Source organism: Kitasatospora sp. NPDC089913 (assembly GCF_044748625.1).
GTDB lineage: Bacteria > Actinomycetota > Actinomycetes > Streptomycetales > Streptomycetaceae > Kitasatospora.
Genome location: NZ_JBIVGI010000041.1, coordinates 48,465 through 67,026, shown reverse-complemented (window position 1 = coordinate 67,026; position 18,562 = coordinate 48,465). Strand labels below are relative to the sequence as shown.

Genomic DNA, 18,562 nt, shown 5'->3' with positions numbered 1-18,562 from the left:
GGGTCACCGTCGAACTCATCAACGACGGCGTCCACCTCCACCCCTCCGTGCTCGACCTCGCCTACGGCACCGCCGGCGCCTCCCGGGTCGCCCTCGTCACCGACGCCATGGGCGCCGCCGGCATGGGCGACGGCCTCTACCCCCTCGGCCCGCTCCAGGTCGAGGTCAAGGACGGCGTGGCGATGCTCACCGACGGCAGCTCCATCGCCGGATCGACCCTCACGCTGGACCGGGCGTTCCGCCGCTGCCTCACGGTCAGCGGCCTCAGCCTGAACCAGGCCGTGGAGTCGCTCTGCACCGTCCCGGCCCGGCTGCTCGGCCTCGCCGACCGGGTCGGCACCCTGGAGACCGGCAAACTCGCCGACCTCGTCGTCGTCGACTCCACCGGCTACGACCTGGTCGCCGTCATGCGCCGCGGCGAGTGGATCACCGGCGGCGACCGCTTCGCCCCGATCACCACCGCCTGACCTCCCGCCGCAGGCGAAGGGGCGGTCGGACGGTGCGGGTTGCACATTGGTGATCGATATTGCGCAAAACTGGCTCCTGGGTCTATAGATTAAGCATATTCGAGCAGACTCTGCCTGGAGGACAGTCATGAGCCATGTGGACGCGGAGATCGCCAGTCAACCCGACTGCTGGCGGCGCGCACTCGAGCTGACGCCCCGGGGGCTGCCGGAGCCGGGCGAGCGGGTGGCGGTGATCGGCTGCGGCACCTCGCTGTACATGGCGCAGGCCTACGCCGCCCTCCGGGAGGGCGCCGGACTGGGGGAGACCGACGCCTTCGCGGCCTCGGAGTTCCCCCACCGGCGGCGCTACGACCGGGTGCTGGCGATCACCCGCTCCGGCACCACGACCGAGGTCGTCGAGGCGCTCGGGCGGGTGAGCTCGGGCGAGACCGTCGCCGTCACCGCCGACGGCGCGACCCCGGTCGCCGGTGCGGCCCGCTCCTTGGTGGTGCTGGACTTCGCCGACGAGCGGTCCGTGGTGCAGACCCGGTTCGCCACCACCGCGCTGGTCCTGCTCCGTGCCCGGCTCGGGCTCGCCCCCGCCGACCTGCCGGCCCAGGCCGAACTGGCGCTGGCCCGGCCGTTGCCCGAAGGGGTCGCCGCGGCACGGCAGTTCACCTTCCTCGGGGCCGGGTGGACCTGCGGCCTCGCCCACGAGGCGGCGCTCAAGGTGCGCGAGGCCTCGTACTCCTGGGCCGAGTCCTACCCGGCGATGGAGTACCGCCACGGTCCGGTCAGCGTCACCGCGCCGACCAGCGCCGTCTGGTTCTTCGGCGCCCCGCCCGCCGGACTGGAGGGCGAGGTCCGGGCCCTGGGTGCCACCGTCTCGGTCTCCCCGCTGGATCCGCTCGCCGACCTGGTGCGGGCCCAGCGGCTGGCCGTCGAGGTGGCGGTCTCCCTCGGCCTCGACCCGGACCGACCGCGCAATCTGACCCGCTCGATCGTGCTGGACCGGCCGTGACCGCCCCGCTCGGTCGTCCCGGCCCGGCCGTCACCGCCCCGTCCGGGACGTCGGCCGTGCACCGGGTGCCGCCCTCGGAGGGAGGCTGCCGGGCGTCGTGCGCGCGGCGGGAATTGTCAGACAACCCCTAGCCCCCACCGGCCCGTCGGCCGGACCTCCGGCCCCTGTCGGACCGTCGCGGTCCGCAGGGGCCGGAGGCCGTTCCGGCGCCGCCCGGCCTGCTCGCGGTATGCAAATGTCTGCTCAATAATGCTTGAAAAACCCTTAGTTCAAGCACTTGACGACATGTCATGAACCTTGCTGTCATGGCGGGGCACCGCCCTCCCCGGCCTGCGGCCCCATCGACGCGCGGGCCTTCCTCACTCCCTCCCCAGGAGGACAGCGTGAGCTCTGCCGCCGCTCCCCCCACCCGCCGACCACGGGCCGTCCGCCACCGCCGGACGGCCGCCGCCCTGATCCTGACCCTGCTCGGGGCCCTGCTGACCGCGCTCGGCCCGGCCCTTCCAGCCCGGGCCGCGACCGCCGGGAACGCAGCCTCCGTCACCCGCGCCGGTGACACCTTCACCGTCCGGACGTCCAGTGCCGCCGCCGTCCGGATCGTCGTGGCCCGCGCCGACGTGTTCCGGATCTGGCTCTCGCCGGACGGCTCCTTCACCGACGACCCGGCCGGTTCCGACCTCGCGACCACCACCTCCTTCGGCACGGTCGGCGCCACCCTCACCGACGCCGGCGCGTACTGGCGGATCGGCACCCCCGCCATCAGCCTGCGGATCAACAAGAAGCCACTGACCTTCGCGCTCTACCGGGCCGACGACACCACCCTGGTGTGGGCGGAGTCCCAGCCGACCAGCTGGAGCGCCGGCCGCACCACCCAGTACCTCGGCCGCGCCGCGGACGAGCAGTTCTACGGCACCGGACTGCACCTCGGCGAGTGGGCCCTGCGCGACCGGACCGTCCCGGTCGCGGTCTCCAACAAGTGGACCGAGGGCACCAACGCCAGCCCGGCCCCGTTCTACATGTCCACCAACGGCTACGGCGTCATGCGCAACACCTGGGCACCCGGCTCGTACGACTTCCGCGCCCCGACCGCGCTGAGCCACGACGAGAAGCGCTTCGACGCCTGGTACTTCGCCGGCAACTCGCTCAAGGACGTGCTCGACGGCTACACCGACGTCACCGGCAAGCCGTTCCTGGCGCCGATGTGGGGCCTGGAACTCGGCAACGCCGACTGCTTCAACGCCTCCAACCCGGACTACCAGGGCGACCACAACCGCGCCCGTCACCGGACCACGCCCGACGTGGTCGGCTACGCCGCCGACGCCCGCGCCGCCGACATGCCCTCGGGCTGGATCCTGCCCAACGACGGCTACGGCTGCGGCTACACCCAACTGCCGTCCACCGTCGCCGCCCTGAACGAGAAGGGCTTCCGGACCGGACTGTGGACCTCCACCGGCCTCTCCGGCATCGACCAGGAGGTCGGCACGGCCGGCTCCCGCGCCGTGAAGACCGACGTGGCCTGGATCGGCAGCGGCTACAAGTACGCCTTCGACGGGGTGAAGCAGGCGGTCGCGGGCATCGAGGACAACTCCGACGCCCGCCGCTTCGTCTGGACCGTCGACGGCTGGGCCGGCACCCAGCGCAACGCGGTCGTCTGGACCGGCGACACCAGCGGCACCTGGGACGCCATGCGCTGGCACGTCCCCTCGATCGCGGGCGCCGGACTCTCCGGCCTCAACTACGCCTCCGGCGACATCGACGGCATCTTCGGCGGGAGCCCGCAGACCTACGTCCGCGACCTCCAGTGGAAGGCCTTCACCCCGGCGTTCATGACCATGTCCGGCTGGGGCGCCACCAACCCCTCGGCCGGGTACCAGGACAAGCAGCCGTGGCGGTTCGCCGAACCGTACGCGTCGATCAACCGCAAGTACCTGCAGCTCAAGATGCGGCTGATGCCCTACCTCTACACCATGGGCCGGACCGCCAACGAGACCGGCGTGCCCTCCACCCGGGCCCTGGTGCTGGAGTACCCGGACGACCCGGTGGCCCGGGGCAACGCCACCTCCGGCGAGTTCATGGCCGGCGACTCCTTCCTGGTAGCACCGGTCGTCAGCGACACCGCCGTCCGCAACGGGATCTACCTGCCGGCCGGCAGCTGGACCGACTACTGGACCGGCAAGGTCTACCAGGGCCCCGGCTGGCTGGACGGCTACGCCGCCCCGCTCGACACCCTGCCGCTGTTCGTCCGCGCGGGCGCGATCGTCCCGATGTGGCCGCAGATGAACTACACCGGTGAGAAGGCCGTCTCCACCCTGACCTACGACGTGTACCCGCGCGGCGACTCCGCCTTCAGCCTCTACGAGGACGACGGGGTGACCCGGGCGTACCAGAACGGCGCCTACGCCCGGCAGCGGGTGGACGTGCACGCGCCGGCCACCGGCTGGGGGGACGCCGTGATCAGCGTCGGTGCGGCGGAGGGCAGTTACACCGGGAAGGCCGCCGAGCGCGGCTACGAGTTCACCGTGCACAGCGCGACCGCGCCCACCTCGGTCTCGGTCGGCGGGGCGCCGCTGCCCGCTCTCGCCGGAAAGGCCGCCTACGACAGCGCGAGCAGCGGTTGGTACTACGACCCGGCCGACCGCGCCGGGGTGCTGTGGATCAAGGCCGGCAGCCGGTCCGGGGCGTTCACCGTGACCGCCTCCGGCATCACCGCGGCGCCCGGGACCCCGGTCGGCACGAGGTCCGAGCCGATCCCGCAGACCGGCTGGAAGGTCCTCGGCGCCGACAGCGAGGAGACCGCGGGCGAGAACGGCGCCGCCGCCAACGCGATCGACGGCAACCCCGCGACGATCTGGCACACCAAGTGGTCGGGCGGCGCCGCCCCGCTGCCGCACGAGATCCGGATCGACCTCGGCGCGCGCTACGCCGTCGACGGCCTCGGCCAGCTGCCCCGGCAGGACGGCGGCGTCAACGGCCGGATCGGCCGGTACGAGGTCTACGTCTCCGACAGCGCCACCACCTGGGGCAGCCCGGTGGCCACCGGCTCCTTCGCCGACACGGCCGCCGCGCAACAGGTGTCCTTCACCGCCACCTCCGGCCGCTACCTGCGCCTGCGGGTCCTGAGCGAGGCGGGCGGCCGGGGGCCCTGGACCAGTGCGGCCGAGCTCACGGCCACCGGGACCAAGGCGCCACCGGGAGCCGCCGCCGGCTGACCCGCGACCGACCGAACGGCAGCCGAAGGGGCCCTCGGTACCGCGCCGGACGCGCGGTACCGAGGGCCCGCGGTCAGGCCGGGAGCCGCCAGACCTGGTTGACGCCGCCGGCGCAGTCCCAGATGATCAGCCGGTTGCCGTTGCTCGCGTCGGCCCTCGGGACGTCCAGGCAGCGCCCGGACTGCGGGTTGACGATCAGGCCGCCCGGCCGGACCTGCCACTGCTGGGCACCCGTGCCGTTGCACACGTAGAGCTGGACGCCGTTGCCGTTGCCCGTGCCGCCGCCCGCCACGTCCAGGCACTTGCCGAGCGAGCGGACCGTGCCGTCGGTACCCACCCGCCAGGACTGGCCGTAGCCGCCGTTGCAGTCGAACAGCTCGACCGGCGTGCCGTCCTCGTGACGGTTGTCCCGGACGGTGACGCACTTGCCCGCGAGCCCGGTGATCGCGCCGACCGGCCCGGCCGGCTCGGGCGGCAGCAGGTCGCCGAGCAGGATCCGCACCTCGACGGCCTTCCCGGGACTGCAGCTGAGCTCGGTCGTGGCGTCGCCGGCGATCACCGAACTGTCGGCGTAGTAGTCGTACACGCGGCCGTTGATCCGCCAGGCGCAGTAGAGCTGGAGCCGCCAGGTACGGCGCGGGTCCAGGCCGGTGCACTCCCCGAACCAGCGGTAGCCGTCGACGACGTAGGTCCGGCAGTTCTCGGCCGCGGCCGCCCCGGCGGTGGCCGCCACCGGTGCGGGGACGACGGCGGGCACCGGTGGCGCGGGGACGGCGAGCGCGCCCGAGGGGGTGGCGATCGCGGCGGCCACCGCCAGCAGGAAGGTGGCCAGTGCGGCCAGGGTACGGCGCATCGGGAACGTCCTCTCGGGGCTGCGGAAGGGTGGCGTGCCGGGCACCGGTCGACGGTGCCCGGCAGGTCCTGGTGGAAGCCGACCCGGCTTGTTGCGGCGCGAGTTGTGTCCGGCATCCGGCCGGTCCGCGAGTCAGCCTCCGGGACGCCGCAACCACCGTCAACGCGGATCCGCCGAGATCCCCCCACGGGGGTAGCACGGTCCTCGCGGCTCCCCCCGACGGGGGGTCGGTCGTCCCGGCCGGGGCAGTTCGCCCCGGCCGGGCGGCGGGTGGCGCCGGTGCTCCGTACGGGTGAAGGCCGGTTCGACCCCCGGGCGGTGCGGGCAGAGCCCGGGGCATGACGACACCCCAGCACGAGCCCCAGCACAAGCGCCGCCGCCGTTCTGCCGCTCCCGCAGCCGTCGTGCCCGCCCGTACCGCGGGGCCCGTGCTCCCCGCCCGGACGCGCCGGGCGGGCCGCTGCTGCGGGACGTGGTCCAGCGAACACCTCACCCGGGACGCACGGGTCGTGCGCACGGTCTGGCACGAACCCGCCTGCCGGGCCCGGAAAACCGGATGACCGGAGGCCGCCGCCCTCCCTACCCTCGGCCCCATGGACGTCAACGCGCCCCTGCTGAACGTGGTCGATGTCGAGGCGACCTGCTGGGAGGGGCAGCCGCCGCCCGGCCAGGTGAGCGAGATCATCGAGATCGGGCTCACCGTGGTCGACCTGCGGGCGGGCGAGCGGCTGGCCAAGCACCGGCTGCTGGTGCGCCCGGCCCGGTCGGAGGTGAGCCCGTTCTGCACCGAACTGACGGGGCTGACCCCGGCCGAGGTGGCCGGGGGCGTCTCCTTCACCGAGGCGTGCCGGACGCTGGCGGCCGTGCACCGGACCGGCGCGACACCCTGGGCCAGCTGGGGCGACTACGACCGGAACCAGTTCACCCGGCAGTGCCGGCGGACCGGCGCGGAGTACCCCTTCGGCCACCACCACACCAATGCCAAGGCGGCCTTCACCGCCTCCTACGGCCTGCGCCGACGGCCGGGCATGGCCCAGGCCCTCACCGTCGCCGGCCTCCCGCTGGAGGGCCGCCACCACCGGGGCGACGACGACGCGTGGAACATCGCCGCCCTGGTCCTGGCCGTCGCGGCCCGCGGCGACTGGCCGTAGCGCGGGCCCCCGCCCCGGCCCGTCAGGCGGACGGGAGGCGCGGCGTGCGCGGCGGGGTGGTGCGGCGGTCGCCGGTGGCCTCGAAGGCGGCGGCGAGGCGGAGCAGGGCGGTGTCCTCGTAGGCGCGGCCCGCGAAGGTGAGGCCCACCGGCATGCCGATGTCGGCCATGGTGCCCATCGGCACGGTCACGGTCGGGATGCCGAGGTGGCGCGGTACGAGGTTGCCGTTGGCGACCCACACGCCGTTGCGCCAGCCGAGGTCCGCGGAGGCCTCGACGACGTCCATGTCGGCCGGGCCCACGTCGGCGACGGCGGGGAAGACCACGGCGTCCAGGCCGAGTTCGTCCATCCACTGCTCCAGGTCGATCCGGCGGGTCTCCTCCAGCCCGCGCAGTCCCTGCTCCAGGAGCGGGATCTCGGTGACCGACGCGTAGGGGTGCTCGCGGACCTGGCGCGGGTAGTCGACGATGGTGTCGTCGAAACCGTCGTAGCGGTCCGGCAGTTCGCCCTGGTGCTTGGGCCAGATGGTGTCGGCGTCGACCTCGGTCAGGCTCGGCAGGGCCGGGTCCCCGTTGGCGCGCAGGAAGTCGTCCCAGGCCCAGGCGGACAGATCGAGGATCTCGCGGTCCAGGAAGTCGGGGCCGATCAGCCCCCGGGTCTTCAGGGACGGCGCGCCCGGGCGGTCGGACTCGTAGTTGGTCACGACGGGGAAGTCGACCTCGACGACCTCGGCACCGGCGGCCTCCAGGTCGCGGCGGGCCGCCTCCCACAGGTCGATCACCGAGGCGCGGGTCTCGATCCGCTGACCGGTCTGGCCGCCGATGCCGCCCTCGGGGTTGGTGCCGGCCTCCGGGTCGGCGTTGATGTACATCCGGGGCACGCCGACGCGCCTGCCGGCGAGCGCTGCCCGGGCCGCCGCGGTGTCGGCGGGCGCCAGCCCCGGGTAGGAGTCCGGCCGGACCTCGGACGGGGCGGGGATCGGCACCCAGGGCTGGGTCCGCCACAGGTCGCCGCGGGTGTCCGGGTCGTCGGCGACGACGACGTCGAGCAGTTCGAGCAGGTCGGCCATGGTGCGGGTGTGCGGGACGACGACGTCCATGGTCGGGACCAGCGGCCAGTTGCCGCGCACCGAGATCACGCCCCGGCTGGGGGTGTAGGCGCACAGGGCGTTGTACGAGGCGGGCGCGCGGCCGGAGGACCAGGTCTCCTCGCCGAGCCCGAACGCGCCGAACGAGGCGGCGGTGGCGGTGCCCGAGCCGTTGGAGGAGCCGGAACCGTAGGCGCTGGTCAGCCAGTCGGCGTTGTAGGGGCTCTCGGCGCGGCCGTAGACGCCGCGCTGCATGCCGCCGTTGGCCATCGGCGGCATGTTGGTGAGGCCGATGAGCACGGCGCCGGCGGCGCGCAGCCGCTCGATCGCGAAGGCGTCGCGCTGGGCGACGAGGTGCTCGAACGCCGGGGAGCCGGCGGCGGCGGTCAGGCCCTTGGCGAGGTAGCTGTCCTTGGCGGTGTACGGGATGCCGTCGAGCGGGCCGAGGCTCTCGCCGCGCGCGCGCCGGGCGTCCGAGGCCTCGGCGTCGGCGCGGGCGTCCGGGTTCATCACGACGAGCGAGTTGAGCGCGGTGGCGGTGCCGGGCCGGTCGTAGGCGTCGATCCGCGCCAGGTAGGCGTCGAGCAGGGCGACGGCGGTGGTCCGGCCCGTTTCGAGTGCGGCCCGCAGGTCGGCGATACCGGTCTCGACGACGTCGAACGGGTGGGTCATGGGGTTCGTCTCCAAGGTGATTCGGTGGAACAGCGGTGGAGCAGGTCGGTGGAGCAGGTCGGTGGAAGGGAACGCTGGAGCAGGCGGGTGTCAGAGGACGGCGGGCGCGAGTTCCTCCGTGAGCGGGCGGTCCCCGTCGGCCTCGCCCATCCGCCGGTCGGGGCGGCGTGCGAGCAGGTAGCCGAGCCCGGCGAGGGTCACCGTGCCGACGCCGAGCGGTGCCGCCCAGATCTGGTACCACGGCGCACCGGCCGGGGAGAGGACGGCGCGCGGCCAGCAGATGTTGACCACCTCGAAGCCGGTCCACAGCACCGCGAGCAGGTTCAGCGGGGTCCCGAGACGCCCGTAGCGGACGGCCCCGGCGGGCGTCCAGCCGCCGCGCAGGCGCGCGACCAGGGCGACGAGGGTGAGCAGGAAGAACGGCACGAAGGTGGCGGCGCCGCCGAAGGTGATCAGGCTGCCGATGGCCGAGGTGCTCAGCCCCAGCGGCAGGGCGGCGCAGCTGACCAGCGCGGCGGCGAGGAGACCGCCGATCGGTGCCCGGTGCCGGTTGACCTTGCGGACGTGGCGGGAGAAGGGGAAGACGTCGTCGCGGGCGAGCGAGTAGAGGCCGCGGGCGGCGCCGCCCTGGGAGGCCATCAGGCAGGCGGTGAAGCTGATCAGGACGACCAGGACGAAGGGCTTGTCGGCCCAGCCGCCGAAGGCGTGGGTGACGGCGGTGGTGACCGGGTCGAGGTCCTGGCGGGCGACCACCTCGGCGGGGGCGGGGTGGGCGAGCGCGACCGCGACCGCGTTGAGGATCACCACGAGTCCGACCGCGATCAGCGACCACCACATGGCCCGGGGCACCTGCCGGGAGGCGTCCTTGGTCTCCTCGGCGGTCGACACGCAGGCGTCGAAGCCGATGAACGCCCAGCCGGCCACGGCCACGGCCGCGAGCACGGCACCGGTGTCGCCGATGCCCAGGGCCTTCGGCGCGTCCAGGAGGTCGGTGAGCAGGCCGAAGCCGTGCTCCCGGAAGAACAGCAGCAGGGTGAGGCCGACCACGACGGAGGCGACCGCCTCGGCGGCGATCCCGAGGCCGACGATGCGGCGCAGGAGGTTGATGCCGTAGGCGTTGACCAGGGTGCAGAGCAGCACGAAGCCGACCGAGGCGAGCACCTGTTCGGCGGGCGTGGGGACGGCGCCGAACAGCGCGAACAGCCAGGGGGAGGCGAGATAGGCGACGGTGGTGTTGCCGAACATCACGGCGAACTGCCACAGCCAGCCGCTCAGCCAGGCGACCGCCGGACCGGCCAGGCGCTTGCTCCACTGGTAGGCGCCGCCGGCCAGCGGCCACTGCGAGGCGAGCTCGGAGTAGACGGCGACGACCAGGCACTGTCCGAGCAGGCACAGCGGCAGCGCCCAGACCCAGGCCCCGCCCGCGACGCTCATGCCGACCTGGACGGCCGCGTACAGCCCGACGACGGGGGAGACGACGGCGAAGCCCATGGAGATGTTGCCGAGCACGTTCAGGCTGCGTCTCAGCTCCTGCCGGTAGCCGAGTGCTGCCAGCCGGTCGTCGTCGGTCGGGGTGTTCTCGGCCACGTGCTGCGCCCTCCAGATAAAACTAACTTTGTTAGCGTCCGCTGTTGATCCGGCACGATAGCCTCTGAACAGGAAGAGCGGAAGAGGGGATCTTTCGGTGGGCCGACCGAGCAGGGCAGTGCTGACCCGCGAGCGGATCGCGCGCGCGGCGCTCCAGGTGGTGGACGACGAGGGTCCCGACGGCCTCACCATGCGGGCGCTGGCGGAACGCCTCGGGGTCAAGGCCGCCTCGCTCTACAACCACATCGAGAGCAAGGACGCGCTGGTCGACACCGTCTCCGAGCTGGTCAACAGCGAGATCGACCACGCGCCGCTGGCCGACGCCGACTGGCGCTCCGGCCTCGCCGCCTACGCGCGCGGCTACCGCGCCGTGTTCGTCCGGCACCCGAACGCGGTCTCCCTGCTCGCCCGCCGCCGGGTCGTGGCGGACAACGCCCTGCGCGGCTACGACGCGCTGCTCGCCCTCCTCGGCCGGGCCGGGCTCGGCCCGGCCGACGCCGCCGAGGTCGCCGCGGCCCTGGACTTCCTCGTCCTCGGCTCCGCCCTGGAGACCTTCGGCGCCGGGTTCACCCGGGAGCCGGCCGGCTACCGGCCCGACTATCCGGCCCTCGCGGACGCCCTCGACGGCGCCTACGCCGACGGGAGCGGCGCGACGGAGCTCGACGACCGGGGCTTCGAACTGGGGCTGCGCCTCCTGGTCGACGGCGTGGCACTCCGCACCCGGTAGCCGGCGCCGTCCGGTCGGGCATCAGGTCCCGTCCGGTCGGGCCTCCGGCCACGACCGGTCGGCCGGCGTTCGTACCCCGGGGCGGAGGTCAGCGGGCGGTGGCGCGGCGGGCCGGGGCGAGCGGGACGACCAGGGGGGTGCCGGTCTGCGGGTCCTCGATCACCTGGCAGGGCAGGTCGAAGACGCGCTCGACCAGATCGGCCGTGACGATCTCCCGGGGTGCCCCTTCGGCGACCACCACGCCGTCGCGCAGGGCGATCAGGTGGGTGGCGTACCGCGCGGCCTGGTTGAGGTCGTGCAGCACCGCGACCAGCGTCCGCCCCTGCTCCCCGTGCAGTCGCGCGCACAGGTCGAGCACCTCGACCTGGTGGGCGATGTCGAGGTAGGTGGTCGGCTCGTCCAGCAGGAGCAGCGGGGTCTGCTGGGCGATGGCCATGGCGAGCCAGACACGCTGGCGCTGACCGCCCGACAGCTCGTCGACGTAGCGGCCGGCGAGGGCGCCGACGTCGGTGGCCGCCATGGCCTCGGCGACGACGCGGTCGTCCTCCGCCGACCACTGCCGGAACAGGCCCTGGTGCGGATGGCGGCCGCGGGCCACCAGGTCCGCGACCGTGATGCCGTCGGGGGCGGTGGAGCTCTGCGGGAGCAGGCCCAGCCGGCGCGCGAGCTGTCTGGCGGGCAGTGAGCGGATCTGTTCGCCGTCGAGCAGGATCCGGCCGGCCGCCGGCTTGAGCAGGCGGGCGAAGGCCCGGAGCAGGGTCGACTTGCCGCAGGCGTTCGGGCCGACGACCACGGTGAACGAATCGTCCGGCACCGCGACCGAGAGTTCGGTGGCGATGGCGCGTTCGCCGTACCGCAGCGTCACCTTCTCCGCGCGCAGCCGCCCCCCGGCGGCGGAGGGGGTGTCGGCGGTCGGGGCGGTGGTGGTCGGTGCGGGGGGCACGGCAGCTCCACTTCCGGTGACGGGTCCACAGGGGACCGGGTGCGCACGAGAGTTAGTAAGGTAAGGTTAACCTAACTACGTTGGAGCGTTCCCGAAGGGGCGGGCCGGAGTGATCCCGGTACCGCCGATGCGCCACCCCGCACCCCGGCTCTCCCGTTCTCACGCTCGCCGCTCTCCTGTTCGACCGCTCCCTCGCCGTCCCGCCCGACCGCTCGCCGGCTCGCGCGCGAGCCGTTCCCCGGCCCGGTGCCGAGGGCGATCCCCTCGGCCCGGCTTCCCCCTGTGCCGTGCACAGAACCAGTCGAGTCTCACCGGAGGTCTACATGCCTGCAACGGACACGATCCCCACCCCGCTCGTCAAGGCCGCCGGTGCGCACCGCGTCCGCGTCGCGACGCCGCGCCGCTTCCTGATGTGCGAGCCGCTGCACTTCGACGTCACCTACTCGATCAACCCCTGGATGGACCCCGGCAAGCCGGTCGACCCCGGCCTCGCCCTCGCCCAGTGGACCGCCCTGCGGGAGCTGTACCAGAGCCTCGGCCACACGGTGGAGGTGATCGAACCGGCGCCGGGCCTGCCCGACATGGTCTTCGCGGCCAACGGGGCCACCGTCCTGGACGGGAAGGTGCTGGGAGCCCGCTTCCGGCACGTCGAGCGGACCGCCGAAGGGCCCGCCTACCTCGACTGGTTCGCCGGGAACGGCTATCGGGAGCTGCACTGGCCCGAGCACATCAACGAGGGCGAGGGCGACTACCTGGTGGTGGGCCGCCGGATCCTCGCCGGGTCGGGCTTCCGGACCGACCGGCGGTCGCACGCGGAGGCACAGGAGTTCTTCGGGGTCCCGGTCATCGGGCTGACGCTGGTGGACCCGCGCTTCTACCATCTCGACACCGCGCTGGCCGTGCTGTCGGACGACGAAGTCATGTACTACCCGCCCGCGTTCAGTGCGGGCAGCCGGGCGGTGCTGCGCGAGCTCTTCCCCGACGCGATCCTCGCGGACGAGGAGGACGCCGTGGTGTTCGGGCTGAACGCGCTCTCGGACGGCCGTCACGTGCTGCTCCCGGCCGCTGCTACCGGCCTCCAGCGGAGGCTGCGCGAGCGGGGGTTCGAGCCGATCGGCGTCGACCTCACCGAACTGCTGTACGCCGGTGGCAGCGTCAAGTGCTGCACGCTGGAGCTGCGTTCCTGACCCTGGCCCGGAAGCCGGCCCGGCCCCGCCCGACGGCGGGGCCGGGCTTCGGCCTGCCCTCGGGGCCGGACCGCCCCTGATCTGTCCCCGCCCGCGGTGGCGCCGTGCGGCGAGGGGTTGCGGGGGTGGGGGAGTGGAGCCGCCGGGCGCGTGGTGGCGTGATCGCCGCGCGCCCGGCGGCTTCGCCGTGCCCGCTGCCGGGTGCGCCCGTCCGTGGCGTGTTCGTTCCCGAGGTTTCCCGCGGCCCGCCTGTGGCGTGTCCGTTCGCCGCGTTCCCCGCGGCCCGCCTGTGGCGTCCGTCACGGACCTGCCCGTCCCGCCCCTCCGGCCGGCGCCACCGCCATGGGCCCGCCTCGTCGCCGCCGGGCCGGAATCCCGGCCTTCGCTCCCCGCTGGTGCCGCCTTCCGCCTCCTTCGCGGCCGAGTTGACGGCCCGTCCGGGACCGGCCCGGCCTGCCGGTTCCCGCCGGGAGGGGGCTTGACGGGAGTGCCGCGAACCAACTTAGGTAAGGCTAACCTTACTGACATCGGGAAAGTCGGGCCGCGCCGGACGTGCCGTGATCACCGGACCGCCGCCGTGCCCCGAAGTCGCTCGCAGACCGAAGAGAGGACGGCTGTCGATGGCCGAGAATCCCGCCCCGAGGCTGAGCCTGGACCGCATACGGCAGGACGTGGCCGACGTCCTGCGGGTCGACCCCGGCGACCTCGAGGACGACGAGCTCCTGCTCGAGCAGGGCATGGACTCCATCCGGCTGATGACCCTCGTCCAGCAGTGGCGCGACGAGACGGGGACCGACGTCACCTTCGTCGACCTGGCCGGCCGGGCCACCCTCACCCGCTGGTGGGAACTGCTCCGCGACAAGTGACCGCCCCCGTCCCACCGCCCAGAAGGAAACACTCTTGAGTACTGCCGAACAGCCCACGCTGCACGAGGAGTTCGACGTCGTCGTGGTCGGCGGCGGCCCCGGTGGCTCGACCGCCGCCACCCTCGTCGCCAAGCACGGACACCGGGTCCTCCTGCTGGAGAAGGAGACCTTCCCGCGCTACCAGATCGGGGAATCGCTGCTGCCCGCCACGGTGCACGGCATCTGTCGCCTGCTCGGCGTCCAGGACGACATGGAGCGGGCCGGATTCATGGTCAAGCGGGGCGGCAGCTTCCGCTGGGGAACCAACCCCGTGCCGTGGAACTTCCTCTTCGCGCTCGCCCCCGAGCTCTCCGGGCCCACCTCGTACGCGTACCAGGTCGAGCGGATGAAGTTCGACGACATCCTGCTGCGCAACGCCGCCAAGCACGGCGTCGACGTGCGCGAGAACTGCGCGGTCGGGGAGGTGCTGGAGGACGGCGAGCGGGTGAGCGGGGTGCGCTGGACCGGCCCGGACGGCCGCCGGCACGAGGCCACGGCGCGCTGGGTGATCGACGCCTCGGGGAACAGGACGCGGATCAGCAGGCACGCCGGAGGGGAGCGGGTCTACTCCGAGTTCTTCAAGAACCTCGCGCTGTTCGGCTACTTCGAGGGCGGCAAGCGCCTGCCGGGAGCCGACCGGGGCAACATCCTCTGCGCCGCCTTCGACGAGGGCTGGATCTGGTACATCCCGCTCAGCGAGACGCTCACCAGCGTCGGCGCCGTCGTGAGCCGGGCGAAGGCCCCCGAGATCCAGGGCACGCAGCAGGAGCAGGAGAAGGCACTTCTCGGCTTCGTCGACCGCTGCGACATCGTCCGTGACTACCTCTCCGAGGCCACCAGGGTCACCGAGGGCACCTACGGCGAACTCCGGGTCCGCAAGGACTACTCGTACGCCAACACCCGCTTCTGGCGGCCGGGCATGGCCCTGGTCGGCGACGCGGCCTGCTTCATCGACCCGGTCTTCTCCACCGGCGTCCACCTCGCCACCTACGCCGGCCTGCTGGCCGCGCGCTCGATCAACAGCGTGCTGGCGGGCGACCTGACGGAGCAGCGGGCCTTCGAGGAGTTCGAGGGCCGCTACCGGCGCGAGTACGCGGTGTTCTACGAGTTCCTGAGCGCCTTCTACGACATGCAGGGCAACGAGGAGAACTACTTCTGGAAGGCCAAGAAGGTCACCGCCTTCGACTCCACCGACCTGGAGGCCTTCGTCACCCTGGTCGGCGGGGTCGCCTCCCGCGAGCGGGCGCTGACCGGTCCGGCCGAGCTGGCCGAACGGTTCGCCTCCTCCTCGAAGTCGCTCGCCGACGCCGTCGCCGCCACCGGCTCCATGCAGACCGAGTCCGGTGAGCGGATGGACCACCTGTTCGGCGCCAAGGTCGTCGGCGACGTCATGCAGGAGATGAACGACATCCAGCGGCGCGGAGTGCTCGGCACCGGGACCAAGGAGTCCCCGCTGCTGGAAGGCGGGCTGGTGCCGGGCCCGGACGGCCTGTCCTGGGTCGAGCCCGCCACCGGCTGACCGCACCGGCCGGACCGGACACCGCTCCGGCCGGTCGGACAACTCCGGCGGAACGCACCGCTCCGGCCGGTCGCACCACCCCGGCCGGACGCGGCCCCGGCTGTCGGGCGGCTCCGCGCCCGGCGGCCGGGGACGGCCGACCCCAGGGACCCGCCCCGCAGGCGGAGTCCGTCCCACGAGAACAGAAAGGCAGGTCGGCGGACCGGTGGGCTTCCCCTCCCTCGGCGAGCACGCCCAATGGGCGCTGCTGGTACAGCTGTTGGCGATCACGGCGCTGGCGCACGCGGCCGGGGCCGGGGTCCGGCGGCTCGGCCAGCCCGCCGTGATCGGACACCTGCTCGCCGGCGTTCTGCTCGGCCCGTCCGTCCTCGGCCTGCTCTGGTCGGACGGCGCACGGCTGATGATCCCTCAGGAGCGTCTGCTCGGAGCACCGTTGAACGCCGTCGCCTGGCTCGGAGCGGCGTTCCTGCTGCTGCTCACCGGCCTGGACACCGACCTGAACGCGGTGCGGCGGCTCGGTCGGCCCACGCTGCTGATCGGCGCCGGGGCGGTGCTGCTGCCCTTCGCGGCAGGCCTCGCCCTGGCGCTCGCGCTGCCCGCGTCGTTCGCCGGTGCGCGGGCCGGCGACGCGGCCTTCGTCCTGCTGGTCGCCGTCTCGCTGAGCATCTCCTCGATCCCGGTCGTGGCCCGGATCCTGTCCGAACTCGGCTTCATGCAGGCCGACTTCGGTCGTATGATCCTCGCCGTCGCGCTGGCCTCCGACGCACTGGGCTGGCTGGCGCTGGCCGCTGTGACGGTCGCCTCCGGGCCCTCCGCCGGGATCGGGGCGCTGGCCGCCCCGCTGGCCGGACTGGTCCTGCTGACCGCCGCCGTCCTGCTGGCCGGCCCCCGGCTGGTCGACGCGGTCCTGACCAGGCTGCCGCGCAGGGGGACTCCGGCCGGGGACGGTGCCACGGGGACCGCGGGTGCCACCGGAGCCGGCGGACACGGTGAACTGCTCACCGCCGTCGTCCTGGTACTGCTGCTCGCCGTCGCGGCCCAGGCGGCCGGGTCGGACGGACTGCTCGGCGCCTTCGCCGCCGGAGTGCTGATCGGCCGATCGCCCCACCACCGGTCGCGGCTGCGCGCCCAACTGGAGCCGGTCACCCTGACCGTGCTGGCCCCCGTGTTCTTCGCGGTCGCCGGACTCCGGATGGACCTCACCGCCCTCGGGGGCCCGGGCACCCTGCTCTGGGCGGCCGGCTATCTCGCCGTCGCCGTCGGCTGCAAGATCGCCGGCGCGTACGGCGGGGCCCGGCTCGCCGGCCTCCCGTCCCGGCAGGGGCTGGCCGTGGCCGTCGGGCTCAACTGCCGCGGTGCGATCGAGGTGGTCGTCGCCTCGGTGGGCCTGTCGGCGGGGGTGCTGAGCGAACGCGGCTACACCGTGATCGTGCTGATGGCCCTGATCACCACCGTGATGACCGGGCCGCTGCTGCGGGCCGTCGTACCGCGTGCTGCCGTACCGCGTGCTGCCGTACCGCGTGCTGCCGTGCCGAGCGCTGTGGTGCCGAGCGCCGCCGGTGCGGGCCGGGGCGGCGGGCCGGGCGACAGCGAGGCGGCCACCGGGCTCGCAACCCCGGACGTTCCGGTCCGGCCGCCGAGCCGCTAGCACTCCGCCTGCCGCCTTCCGTCCCTGCCTATTCCCTTCCCGCCCCCGGCCGGGAACGCCCGTCCCACCCGGCCCCGTCGGCGCGCCCGCGACCGGCAGCCTCTCTCCCCAGGAGCCCCCGAGTGTCCCTGCGCGATCTGTTGATCGACATCGAGCCGCTGCGCGCGAGCCGCGACTTCCGGGCCGTGTTCATCGCCCGCACCGTCTCCCTGTTCGGCCTCGGCGTCGCGACCGTCGCCCTGGCCTCGCAGGTGTACGACCTCAGCGGTTCGACCCTGACGGTGGCCGCCGTCGGCATGGTGATGAGCGTCAGCGTGCTCATCGGCTCCCTCGTCGGCGGTGTGCTCGCCGACCGGCACGACCGCCGCATGCTGATCGTGTCGGCCCGGGCCGCCGCCACGCTCGCCTTCGCCGGTCTCGCCGTCAACGCCTACCAGGACTCCCCGAAGCTCTGGGCGGTCTTCCCCTGGGTGGCCTGGGACGGCCTCGCCTCCGGCGTCAGCATCACCGCCCTGATGGCCGTCGCCCCGACCCTGGTGCGCCGGGACCAACTGCCCGCCGCCGGCGCGCTGCTCGCCCTGACCACCGAGATCGGCTCCGTGGTGGCGCCCTTCCTCGGCGGCATGCTGCTCGCCGCCGCGGGGCCGGGGACCGCGTTCGCCGTCACCGCCGCCACCACCGCGGTCACCACCCTGCTGGTCACCCGGCTCCGTCCGCTGCCGCCGGTCTTCGAGGAGCCCGAGGAGGACGAGCCCGCCGAGGCCCGGGATGACCGGGGCGCCGGCGCCGGGGGCGGAGCCGAGGGGCCTCGCTCCGGGGCCGACAACTCGCTGCTGGGAGCCGTCCGGTACGCACTGCGCCACCGGGTGGTCGGTGGTCTGCTGCTGCTCGGCGGCGCCACTTCGCTGTTCGGGGTCCCGGTGGTACTGCTTCCCGAACTCGTCGACGTCCGCTACGGCGGTGGCACGGTCATGCTCGGCCTGCTCTACAGCGCTCCGGCCGTGGGCGCGGTGCTGACCTCGGCGACCAGCGGCTGGATCGGCCGCAGCCGACGGCCCGGCGCGGTGCTGATCGGCGCGGTGCTGGTGTCGGGTCTCGCGATCGTCGGCTTCGGCCTCAGTCCCTCCGTGGTTCCGGCCTTCCTCGCCCTCGCGGTCGCCGGCGCGGCCGGCACGGTGGCGGCCATCCTCGACTACGCGCTGCTCCAGCACCACACCCCGGACCGGCTGCGCGGGCGGATGTCCGGCTTCGTGACCGCCCAGGGGACCACCGGGGAGATCGGCGGCGAGGCCGAAGTCGCGCTGCTCGCCCGCTGGTTCAGCCCCGGGGGCGCCGCGGTGATCAACGGCGTGATCTGCGCCCTGGCCGCCGTCGCCGTCGCGCTGACCGTCCCGGGCCTGCGCAACGCCACCCTGCCCGACGAGGACGAGGACGAGGAAGCGGCCGACGACTCGGAAGCGGACCCGAAGGCGGACCCGAAGGCGGACCTGAAGACGGACCCGGATGCGGACCCGGAGACGGACAAGGACAGCGCCGCCACGGCCCCTCCCACCACTGCCCCCTCCGCCGCCGCCGCGCCCGCGACCTCCTGAGCCCACCCCCGATCT

General features: G+C 73.7%; 14 protein-coding genes. 10 read left to right on the top strand and 4 right to left on the bottom strand.

The genetic code is table 11. The features are described 5' to 3' along the window. From ACIPYS_RS37020 to ACIPYS_RS37010, 3 genes are all read left to right on the top strand, one after another. Window positions 1-467, top strand: a 467-nt coding sequence (locus ACIPYS_RS37020) for an amidohydrolase family protein (RefSeq protein WP_400754585.1), incomplete at its 5' end; no start/stop codon positions are given. A gap of 127 nt (window positions 468-594) precedes the next feature. Further along, window positions 595-1,467, top strand: coding sequence for an SIS domain-containing protein (locus tag ACIPYS_RS37015; protein ID WP_400754582.1), 873 nt, complete (start codon window positions 595-597; stop codon window positions 1,465-1,467). 383 nt (window positions 1,468-1,850) lie between these two features. Continuing rightward, entirely contained in the window at window positions 1,851-4,676 is a 2,826-nt protein-coding gene (locus ACIPYS_RS37010) for a TIM-barrel domain-containing protein (protein ID WP_400754580.1), read from the top strand. Between the two features lie 73 nt (window positions 4,677-4,749). Here the strand turns inward: ACIPYS_RS37010 and ACIPYS_RS37005 are convergent, their stop codons facing one another. Beyond that, window positions 4,750-5,529: a ricin-type beta-trefoil lectin domain protein gene (locus tag ACIPYS_RS37005; RefSeq protein WP_400754577.1), complete on the bottom strand. Its 780-nt coding sequence runs from the start codon at window positions 5,527-5,529 to the stop codon at window positions 4,750-4,752. A 593-nt stretch (window positions 5,530-6,122) separates the two neighbouring features. On the opposite strand from ACIPYS_RS37005, the gene ACIPYS_RS37000 reads away from it, so the two are divergent. Next, a complete protein-coding gene (locus tag ACIPYS_RS37000; protein ID WP_400754574.1) occupies window positions 6,123-6,680 on the top strand; it encodes an exonuclease domain-containing protein in 558 nt (185 codons plus the stop codon). Between the two features lie 22 nt (window positions 6,681-6,702). On the opposite strand, the gene ACIPYS_RS36995 is transcribed toward ACIPYS_RS37000, so the two are convergent. Next, on the bottom strand, window positions 6,703-8,439 hold the full coding sequence (locus ACIPYS_RS36995) for an amidase (protein ID WP_400754571.1): 1,737 nt from the start codon (window positions 8,437-8,439) through the stop codon (window positions 6,703-6,705). Between the two features lie 90 nt (window positions 8,440-8,529). After that, a complete protein-coding gene (locus ACIPYS_RS36990; protein ID WP_400754568.1) occupies window positions 8,530-10,026 on the bottom strand; it encodes an APC family permease in 1,497 nt (498 codons plus the stop codon). 97 nt (window positions 10,027-10,123) lie between these two features. Between ACIPYS_RS36990 and ACIPYS_RS36985 the strand changes: the two genes are divergently transcribed. Beyond that, entirely contained in the window at window positions 10,124-10,753 is a 630-nt protein-coding gene (locus ACIPYS_RS36985; RefSeq protein WP_093858498.1) for a TetR/AcrR family transcriptional regulator, read from the top strand. 88 nt (window positions 10,754-10,841) lie between these two features. Here ACIPYS_RS36985 and ACIPYS_RS36980 read toward each other — a convergent pair whose 3' ends face one another. Beyond that, window positions 10,842-11,696 carry an ABC transporter ATP-binding protein gene (locus ACIPYS_RS36980; protein WP_400754564.1) on the bottom strand — a complete coding sequence of 285 codons (855 nt, stop codon included), beginning with the start codon at window positions 11,694-11,696 and terminating at the stop codon, window positions 10,842-10,844. A gap of 323 nt (window positions 11,697-12,019) precedes the next feature. Here ACIPYS_RS36980 and ddaH point away from each other — a divergent pair, with 323 nt between their 5' ends. The 5 genes from ddaH (at window position 12,020) to ACIPYS_RS36955 (ending at window position 18,547) form a co-directional block, all read left to right on the top strand. Next, window positions 12,020-12,883 (top strand): dimethylargininase, encoded by an 864-nt coding sequence (ddaH, locus tag ACIPYS_RS36975; protein WP_093858496.1) that lies wholly within the window; start codon window positions 12,020-12,022, stop codon window positions 12,881-12,883. Window positions 12,884-13,503: 620 nt separating this feature from the next. After that, window positions 13,504-13,749 carry a phosphopantetheine-binding protein gene (locus ACIPYS_RS36970; protein ID WP_093858495.1) on the top strand — a complete coding sequence of 82 codons (246 nt, stop codon included), beginning with the start codon at window positions 13,504-13,506 and terminating at the stop codon, window positions 13,747-13,749. Window positions 13,750-13,783: 34 nt separating this feature from the next. Then, the gene (locus ACIPYS_RS36965) at window positions 13,784-15,307 is read left to right on the top strand and encodes a tryptophan 7-halogenase (RefSeq protein WP_197698701.1); all 1,524 of its coding nucleotides are present in this window, start codon (window positions 13,784-13,786) and stop codon (window positions 15,305-15,307) included. A gap of 205 nt (window positions 15,308-15,512) precedes the next feature. Continuing rightward, window positions 15,513-16,955, top strand: a complete 1,443-nt coding sequence (locus ACIPYS_RS36960) for a cation:proton antiporter (RefSeq protein ID WP_400754559.1) — start codon at window positions 15,513-15,515, stop codon at window positions 16,953-16,955. A gap of 122 nt (window positions 16,956-17,077) precedes the next feature. Further along, window positions 17,078-18,547, top strand: a complete 1,470-nt coding sequence (locus ACIPYS_RS36955; protein ID WP_400754556.1) for an MFS transporter — start codon at window positions 17,078-17,080, stop codon at window positions 18,545-18,547. The last annotated feature ends 15 nt before the right edge of the window (window positions 18,548-18,562 follow it).

Bases quoted from the DNA above. Each gene is read 5' to 3' on its own strand.
- ACIPYS_RS37005 (WP_400754577.1), bottom strand. From the start codon at position 5,529: ATGCGCCGTACCCTGGCCGCACTGGCCACCTTCCTGCTGGCGGTGGCC.
- ACIPYS_RS36970 (WP_093858495.1), top strand. From the start codon at position 13,504: ATGGCCGAGAATCCCGCCCCGAGGCTGAGCCTGGACCGCATACGGCAG.
- ACIPYS_RS37015 (WP_400754582.1), top strand. From the start codon at position 595: ATGAGCCATGTGGACGCGGAGATCGCCAGTCAACCCGACTGCTGGCGG.
- ACIPYS_RS37000 (WP_400754574.1), top strand. From the start codon at position 6,123: ATGGACGTCAACGCGCCCCTGCTGAACGTGGTCGATGTCGAGGCGACC.
- ddaH (WP_093858496.1), top strand. From the start codon at position 12,020: ATGCCTGCAACGGACACGATCCCCACCCCGCTCGTCAAGGCCGCCGGT.
- ACIPYS_RS36995 (WP_400754571.1), bottom strand. From the start codon at position 8,439: ATGACCCACCCGTTCGACGTCGTCGAGACCGGTATCGCCGACCTGCGG.